General features: G+C 36.8%; 5 protein-coding genes. 3 read left to right on the top strand and 2 right to left on the bottom strand.

Annotated elements, in window-relative coordinates; translation table 11 throughout:
- Both AC3WOM_RS11865 and AC3WOM_RS11860 read left to right on the top strand, forming a co-directional pair.
- A partial coding sequence (locus AC3WOM_RS11865) for an S-layer homology domain-containing protein (RefSeq protein ID WP_492446921.1) occupies positions 1-1,260 on the top strand: 1,260 nt, incomplete at its 5' end.
- Between the two features lie 359 nt (positions 1,261-1,619).
- A complete protein-coding gene (locus AC3WOM_RS11860) occupies positions 1,620-3,188 on the top strand; it encodes a glycoside hydrolase family 10-like protein (RefSeq protein WP_492446919.1) in 1,569 nt (522 codons plus the stop codon).
- A gap of 203 nt (positions 3,189-3,391) precedes the next feature.
- Here AC3WOM_RS11860 and AC3WOM_RS11855 read toward each other — a convergent pair whose 3' ends face one another.
- On the bottom strand, positions 3,392-6,481 hold the full coding sequence (locus AC3WOM_RS11855) for an efflux RND transporter permease subunit (RefSeq protein WP_427545897.1): 3,090 nt from the start codon (positions 6,479-6,481) through the stop codon (positions 3,392-3,394).
- 99 nt (positions 6,482-6,580) lie between these two features.
- Between AC3WOM_RS11855 and AC3WOM_RS11850 the strand changes: the two genes are divergently transcribed.
- The gene (locus tag AC3WOM_RS11850) at positions 6,581-7,414 is read left to right on the top strand and encodes a TetR/AcrR family transcriptional regulator (protein WP_427545895.1); all 834 of its coding nucleotides are present in this window, start codon (positions 6,581-6,583) and stop codon (positions 7,412-7,414) included.
- Positions 7,415-7,447: 33 nt separating this feature from the next.
- Here the strand turns inward: AC3WOM_RS11850 and AC3WOM_RS11845 are convergent, their stop codons facing one another.
- The gene (locus AC3WOM_RS11845) at positions 7,448-7,765 is read right to left on the bottom strand and encodes a hypothetical protein (protein WP_427545893.1); all 318 of its coding nucleotides are present in this window, start codon (positions 7,763-7,765) and stop codon (positions 7,448-7,450) included.
- Positions 7,766-8,123 lie beyond the last annotated feature (358 nt).

The raw sequence follows: 8,123 nt of genomic DNA, 5'->3' as shown, positions 1-8,123 counted from the left end.
CGTACGGATCAAACTATAGTGCACCAACAAAAAGTAACAGAGCCAGCACCGCCAACAAAGGCAGGGCATACATTTTCGGGGTGGTACAAAGATGAAAATTTCCAGACAAATTTTGATTTTGACAATGATGAAATAACGACAGATACAATGTTATATGCAAAATGGACACTAAATGAATATACAGTAGCCTTTGATGCAGATGGAGGTAAAGCCGTAGCGAATCAAGCTATTGCGCACCAACAGAAAATAACAGAGCCTACATCGCCAACAAAAGAAGGACATACATTTGCTGGTTGGTATAAAGAAGCGGACTTCAAGAAAAAGTGGGATTTTGCGAATGATAAAGTGATGGCAAATACGACACTGTATGCAAAGTGGAGTAAGAATTCTTCTCAGCCACCACCATCATCATCACAATCATCTATTGAAGAAACACAGTATACGTATAATATAACGTTTAATGTAAATGGAGGAATGGGGATAGTCGTTCAAAAGCAGGACTATAACAACAAAGTAGCAGAGCCACCAACACCAACGAAGGAAGGCTATGTATTTGGCGGCTGGTATAAGGAAGCAGCTTTTATAAATAAATGGGATTTTACGACGGATGTTGTCAGAGAAAATATCACATTGTATGCAAAGTGGATTAAAAATGTAGAAGATACGACTGAGCCGGAGAGAAATTCGGAAAACATAACCGAGCCTGTGCCAGCACCACCAATACCATCTGCATGTACGGTTTCATTTACAGATATCGCTACATCTTGGGCAAGAGAGATGATTGAAGAAATCGCAGGGCGTTGTATAATCAAGGGTTATCCAGATGGCACATTTAAGCCAAATGACCCGATTCAACGCCAACATGTAGCAGTATTGTTTACACGCGCATTTGCTTTGATACCAACACGTAACACACTGACTTTTAGTGACGTTCCAACAAGCCATTTATATTATGATGCGATTATGAAAGTCTATCAAGCAGGTATTTTTGATGGTACGGATGGACAGTTTATGCCAGATACCAATATCACACGTGCACAAATGGCAAAAGTACTTGTGCAAGTATTTAGCCTAACATCAGATGCGACAAGTACATTCAAAGATGTGCCGTCCACACATTGGGCAAACAGCTATATTGCAATATTAGCAGACCACGGCATTGCACTTGGAGACAATGGGAATTTCAGACCAGATGAATCCATCACACGTGCTCAATTTGTAGCTTTTATGTATCGAGCGATGGGAATAATGGACAAATAAAAAACTGCCGAGAAAGCAAGTATTTACTGCTTTTTCGGCAGTTTTTCGCATTTTAATATATACATATTTTGGTTGGAATTAACTAGAGTGTTTGATAAAATAATAAATGAACGTCAACGAGAGATGGTCTATAATAATCCTACTTTTTTAGAATATATATCTAAAAACGGAAAGAAAAAATATTAGTATTCAATAGACAATATTACTAGGTAAATATTGTCAATAAATTGATTGTTTATTCATGCTAAAGGGGATTATTTACTACCGCATTTCAATCATTGGGTGAAGCAGCTTCGGAGACGTGCATATAGCGAGCACTTATCATATACTAAAATAGAAAAATAGTAAATGGAGGAAATATGAGAAAGAAAAATAGTAAATGGAAACTTATCACTTTAGTCGCGATGATTTTTATGTTATGCCTATCAACAATCCCTACAAAGAAAGCGATGGCAAGCACGACACAGCCGAAAAGGGAAATGCGAGCTGTCTGGATTTCAACGGTTCAAAATATTGATATGAAAGCAGGCATGACTAAGGAGCAATACACGACTTGGACACGCCAAACATTGGATCAATTGAAAGCCAATAAATTGAATACTGTTATTTATCAAGTAAGACCAACAAATGATGCAATGTATGCGTCTAAGCTAGCACCATGGTCGTCCTACATAACAGGGAAAAAGCAAGGCACAAATCCTGATTACGATCCTCTTGCGATTATTGTAGAGGAGGCACATAAACGAGGTATGGAGTTGCATGCATGGATGAATCCTTATCGTGTAACTATGCCGGGACAAAAACTAACAGACCTTTCTGCCAATAATGTGGCAAGAACAAATCCAAACTGGGTTGTCCAATATGGCAAGCAATATTATTTAAATCCTGGTTTACCAGAAGTGCAAAACTATTTAGTTGAAACAGTAAAAGAGCTAGTTGCCAATTATGATATTGATGCTGTCCATATGGATGATTACTTTTATCCATATAAAATTGCCAAGGAAGCCTTTCCAGATCAAGCAGCTTACAAAAAATACGGTGCTTCCTTTAAAAATGTGGAAGATTGGCGACGAGATAATGTTAACCAGCTTGTAGAAAATCTTTACACAGCCATTAAAGAAACAAAGCCATATGTTCAATATGGTATTTCACCATTTGGCGTATGGCGCAATAAATCATTGGATAAAACAGGAAGCGATACGAGAGCTGGTGTCAATAATTACGATGATTTATATGCAGATGTCAGAACATGGATTCAAAATGGCACGATTGATTACATTACACCACAAATTTATTGGTCAAGAACATTAGCTGTTGCCAAATATGGTACGCTACTGGATTGGTGGAGCCATGAGGTACAAACCTATGCACAGACACATCCTGTTCAGTTGTATATTGGACTTGCCGACTATAAGGTAGGGAATGACAGTGATGGGGCATGGAAAAATAAGATGGAGCTTCCTAGCCAAATTATGGCGAATCGTTCAGAGCAGGTAGCAGCCAAGGGGCAAATGCATTTCTCCTTAAGAAGTATTCAAAACAATAAACTGGGCTATGCAACGATTGTTAATCAGCAACTATATAATTACACAGCACTGACACCAGATACACCTTGGAATGATGACACAGTGCCAAGTGAGCCGACTTTTGTACAAGTGACAAAGGAAGCAGATGGTCGCAAGATTAAAATTATAGACGAGAATGAAACACAACCACGCAAGTATATCATTTATCGTTTTGCAGGGAACAAAGAAGGCTCTTATAATGAGCCTCAAAATATAGTGGATGTTGTTTATAATAAGAATGGCATCACTGAATTTATGGACAAGACAGCTCTTGCTAAGCGTAGCTACACATACGGCATTACGGCTGTATCTGCTACAGGTGTGGAAAGCAAGGAAGTTTTTGTGGTAAAAGAAGATCAATAAATAGCTAAAGATTAACAAAACAGCCACTCACGTGCGATGACGCATGAGTGGCTGTTTTTTATCCCGCATAAACGGGCAGTAAGACAAAGGTTTAAGTGAAACAAAAATATAAGTGGGAGATATACTGCCCGTAAAAGCCCGATTGATTCAACTAACAATCAGTGAGGATGAGGAAAATCCCCACTGATTGAAGTTTCACTTTATTAATTTTCTTCAATATCTTTTCGGTTTTTCTTTAACATTTTTGATAACATTTCATACACAATTGGAACAACAACCAATGTTAATAATGTTGAAGATAATAAACCACCAATTACGGTAATCGCTAGGTCTTTCGAAATAAGACCACTACCACCAGTACCGAATGCCATTGGAAGCATAGCGCCAATTGTTGCAATGGCTGTCATCAGAATTGGACGCAAACGTGTTGCCCCTGCCTCTAAGATCGCCTCACGCATAACAAGTCCGTCACGTTCCATGTGAATAATTCGGTCTACTAATACAATGGCATTTGTAACGACGATACCAATGAGCATTAATAAGCCCATCATAACCGAAACAGAAATTGTTTGACCTGTTACAAATAAACCAACAAATGCGCCAATTACAGCAAATGGAAGTGAGAACAGAATAGCAAATGGAGCTAAACCTTCACCGAATGTTACTACTAAGATGAAGTAAACGATAGCAATGGCAGCTAACATAGCAATACCAAGCTTTGTAAATGTTTCTTGCATATCTGCAGCTACACCTGATACGCCAGTTGTTACGCCTTTAGGTAAATCTAATTTATCGATTTTTTTATCTGCGGCTGAAGTAGCTTTTGAGATATCTTCGTCGATAACCGTACCAGTAACTGTTGCGAAATATTCACCTTTTGAGCGAGATAATGAGTTAAGCGTAGTGCCTTTCTCTACGTCTACTAGTTCACCGATAGTCATAGTTGTACCTAATGCAGTTTTAACCTCAGTAGCTAATACATCATCGATGGATAGAGCTGCTGCTTTTGCGTCACGTTGTACAATAACATCAATATCTTCACCATCATATCTTACGGATGTTAAAACTTCTTTAGAAGTATTGTTGCTCAATGCCATGACGATTTGAGCTGTAGTTAAACCGTATTGTAGAACATTTTTCTGTTCTACTTTTAAAACATGCTCAACATATGGGTCTTCGTTGTCAGACTTAATGTCCTCTAAGCCATCTACGTCTTTTAGTGCACCTTCTACTTGTTTCACTGCATCTCGAAGCTTATCTAAATCTTCACTATACAGCGTATAGCTAACTTCGTTTGAAGACATCGACATAGAAGAGAAGTTTTGAGATTTCCATTCCCCAGATTGACCAATGTTAAATACATAGTTTTCGACTTCTTCACGAGCTTTAGGGAAGTCCTCCATATCTTTATCAAAGATCAGGTACATTAATGCACCGCCTGCACCGCCGCCCATCATCATAGCAGATGGATCAACATTTTGCGAATCATTGATAGAGACTTGTAATATATCAATATCTTTGCGTTTCATTAATTCTTTTTCTACTTTAGCGACATTGTCTTCCGTTTCATCCATTAGTTCGCCAGTTCCAGGTGTGTAAGTTAAGTACATGACCTTTTCTTCCTGTGAACCCATGAAGCTAAAGCCAATCAATGGTGTTAAAGCAAGTGAACCAACTAGCAGTATAATCGCAATTACAGAAGTGATAATTTTATGGTTTAATGCTTTTTCAAGCACACCTCTATACCAAGTCGCTAGTTTACCAACCTCCTTATGTTGACTCTCTTTTTTCTCACCATACAGTTTTTTACGGAACAAGAAGTGCGATAAAGCTGGAACAATGGTAATTGCTACTAATAATGAAGCCCCTAAGGCAAATGACATTGTTAATGCAAACGGCATGAATAATTCACCAACCATACCGCCTACAAATATAAGTGGAGCAAATACTGCTACAGTTACCAAGGTTGAAGAAAGAATTGGTTTGAACATTTCGATAGTCGCTTCACGAATTAGAGCACGACCTGTTACTTTTTCTTCTTTTAAATGAATACGTCGATAAATATTTTCAACTACTACAATGGAGTCATCAATAACACGACCAATGGCTACGGTAATCGCACCGAGAGTCATAATATTTAATGTTATATCCATCCAGTTTAATAATAGCAATGCCATAAAGATAGAAACTGGAATAGAGATAATTGAAATAATCGTTGATTTGAAATCTCGTAAGAATAGTAAAATAATTAAAACAGCAATTGCGCCACCAAATACGGCTTTTTCAATCATTGTAAAGACTGAATCTTCAATTGGGGCACCTTGGTCTAACGAGATATCGACCTTTAAGCCGTCAATTAATTTTTCTTCATCCTTAATTAGGTCTTTTACTGCGTTTACGACTGTCACCGTATTTGCATCTTGACCTTTCACAATTTGAATGGCAATTGCATCTTTACCATTTGTGCGTGATACAGATTGTACTTTACCCTCAACCTCAATCTTTGCAATATCGCCTAAGCGAACAAATGGAGAAGGATTTGTTGCTGAAGGTGTGACTGGAATTAATAAATCTTTTAATTCATCTACAGATTTTACTTTACCGTCAACGGAAACAGCTTGTTCACCAACAGTAAATTGATATAAACCAAGTGAAAGTGACATGTCACTTGCTTGAATCATTTGTTTGACGGTATCTTCTGTTAAACCAAGTGCAGCCATTTTTTCATCATCATATTTAAATGAGATTTGGTTAATGTGCTGACCAGTAATTGTTGCAGATGCCACACCGTCAATTTTTTCAATTTTAGGAAGGAGAATGTCTTCTACTGTTGAAGTTAATTCAACAATATCTTCCTTCGAGCTACTAACTGATAATGCAACAACAGGCATCATATTCATGCTAATGGCCATAATTGTCGGCTTTTGAGCACCCTCAGGTAGCTTTACATCATCTAAAGCAGATTCTAATTGGCGCTTTTTCTCATCCATATCAATTCCATAGTCGTATTCAACTTGAACTTGTGATACGTTGGATGAGGATGTTGAATAAACGGCTTTGACATCTTCTAAGCTTTCTATAGATTTTTCAAATGGTATGGAAAGCTCATTCATGACTTGCTCAGGAGTTGCGCCAGGATAGACGCCCATTACAATTAAGTATGGAATCGAAATATCAGGAATGGATTCCATTTTCATTCTTGTTCCCGAATAAATACCAGAGACAGTGATGATAATTGTTAGTAACCATACTGCCAATTTGTTTTTCAATACGAAATTAACTAAACCTTTCACCTTCACACCTACCCTTTATTGACTATCTAAATTCAATTATTTATACTAATGACTAATCGGTCATTTGTCAACGAAATGCATTAGGAGAGAGAAAAAAATATGTTAAAAAAGCAATTAATAATGGAGAAAGCATTGGAATTGTTTTCTGAACAGGGTTTCGAAGCTACATCTGTACAGCAAATAACGGAACGCTGCGGTATTTCAAAAGGAGCATTTTATTTATCCTTCAAAACAAAAGATGAGCTTGTTTTTTCAATGGTAGACTATTACTTACAACAGTTTCTTATAGATGTTGACCAGGTAGTCAGAGGCTCTTACAACAAGGATACTTTGCTGGTTGAATTTTACAAAAGCATCTTCCAAGCCTTCAAAGTGCATTCTGCTTCCGCACGTGTCTTTTTTAATGAGAAGGTCTTTTTGACAAAAAAAGAACTTTTTCATAAAATAACGGCTTATGAAGCAGAAATGTCTAAATCGATTCTCTATATGCTTGAGCAGCTCTATCAGGATAAACTTCAAGAGACAAAATATGATGTTATGTATTGCATAAAAGGATTTATGAAGAGTTATGCAGAACTCTTTATTTTTTCTAATATGCCTCTTGATTTAGATCAATTAGCGAAATCTCTAGCAGAAAAGACAGATATTATTGCACGTTTCACGACGATTCCTTTTATAACAGAGGACCTTGTTCAATTTGTATCCAAGCCTTGTGAACAGGAAATTTCAAAGGAAACCATATTACAGCTAATTGAGCAAAATATAATTAATATGGAAGAATCCATTGTACGCGAATCAATGGTGCTTTTAAAAGATCAAGTAGAAAACCCAATTTATAGTATGCCAATACTAAAAGGTTTGGTTGAGAATATACGTGTTGAACCAGCGTACAATTGGGTTGCCTATGTAATTGCTAAATATTTCAAAATATAGGGATAGAATTGTTCACTTTGATTGTGAACAATTCTATTTTTTATTTAGCACCTCTAACGGTATGGATTGTAGTGCGTCTGTTTCCCTTATCGAAGGAACGTATGGAAGTGATAAATGTTTTAGTATGTGAATTTCCTGATTAAATTTACGTAATGTTTTTTGATGATGGCGATGCTTTGGTCGTAAGCATTTTAAAACAAAAAAGTTTTCTGAAGATACTTCCTTGATTAAATAAGCTCGACCATATGAGCCATAGCCAAGAAATTTGATAAAGCAGTAATCAGGATGCTCCATAAGATAATGCTTAACGGCTATATCGAAGCTTTTCTCTGATAAACGTTTCCACCACATTAGCTGCTAAAGAAACTCATGGAACTAAAGAAACTATGAGAGCTTTTTCGATTGCTCCGTTTATAGTGGTTATGCCCGTAATAATTGTGACGTTTTGAGTATTTTTGGCAGCTACTAGATGAAGAGTGTTTAGATTTACTATTTAGTAAAGAATGAAGGATTTTATCTAGCATAAAAATGCTCCTTTATCATGTTTTATTACTATATACGTAAAACGATAAAAGTAGGTTTCAAAAAATTAAAAATAAAAAAAGAAGCTACGTAAATTTTTACGTAGCTTCTTCATAGTGTTGAAAAACTAAATGGTCAAGGGACTCTTTGTGAACACTCCTAAGTCAAATGAAGGTGATCTCCGTTC

Source organism: Lysinibacillus sp. FW301-JW8, from assembly GCF_058788755.1.
This window is presented reverse-complemented; position numbering and strand designations above follow the sequence as displayed.